The 1091-nt window shown below is 70.3% G+C and carries 1 protein-coding gene; it reads left to right on the top strand.

The window, feature by feature from the left end:
• A partial coding sequence (locus EKM57_RS21660) for an autotransporter outer membrane beta-barrel domain-containing protein (RefSeq protein ID WP_129794617.1) occupies positions 1–1091 on the top strand: 1091 nt, incomplete at both ends.

The raw sequence follows: 1091 nt of genomic DNA on the forward strand, positions 1-1091 counted from the left end.
ACGCTCGTTCTCAGCGGCGTCAACAGCTATACGGGTGGCACGCTGATCAACGGCGGTACGCTGCAGATTTCCGACGACGCCAATCTCGGGGCCGAGTTCGGCAGCGTCACGCTGGACGGCGGCACGCTGGCGACCAGCGCCGACATCACCAGCCGGCGCGACCTGGTGATGGCGGGCGCGGGCGCGATCTCGACCGCCGAAGGGACCACCTTCACCTTCGAAGGCCGTTTGTCCGGGACGGGCGCGCTGACCAAGGCCGGCGCCGGCATGCTCGTCATGACCGGCGACAATTCGGGCTTTGCCGGCAGCACGCGGGTCGACGGCACGCTGGCGGTGAACGGAAGCCTGTGCGGCGACGTGGACGTTCGGCCGGACGGCCGACTCCAGGGCACCGGCACGGTCTGCTCCACCTTGAACGCCGGCACCGTCGCGCCGGGCAATTCGATCGGCACGCTGACCGTCGCGGGCACCTATACCGGCAATGGCGGCGTGCTCGAGATCGAGGCCGAGCTGGGCGGGGATGCCTCGCCGACCGATCGGCTGGTCGTCACCCAGGGAACGGCCGGCGCGACCGAGCTGGTCGTGATCAACATCGGCGGTCTCGGCGCCCAGACGGTCGAGGGCATCAAGATCGTCGACGTGACCGGCGGCGCCTCGGACGGCACCTTCACGCTGCGCGGCGACTATGTGTTCGAAGGCAGCCCGGCGGTGATCGCCGGCGCCTACGGCTACCGGCTGTATCAGGGCGGCGCCTCCACGCCGGCCGACGGCGACTGGTATCTGCGCTCGGCCCTGCTCGACGGGTCGGGCCAGCCGCAGGGACCGCTCTACCAGCCGGGCGTGCCGATCTACGAGAGCTATGCGCAGACGCTGCAGAAGCTGAACGGCCTTCCCACCCTGCAGGAGCGGGTCGGCAACCGGCAATGGTCGGGCTTCACCGCCTCGGGCATCGGCATGTGGGGCCGGATGGAAAGCGGTCGCCATCGTCCGGAAGCGGCGGTCACCACCAGCGGCGCCGACGTCGACACCAACAGCTGGGGCCTGCAGGTCGGCCTGGATGCCGCCGTGATCGACGGCCAGGCGGGAACGCT

This window comes from Sphingosinicella sp. CPCC 101087 (assembly GCF_004151485.1).
GTDB lineage: Bacteria > Pseudomonadota > Alphaproteobacteria > Sphingomonadales > Sphingomonadaceae > Allosphingosinicella.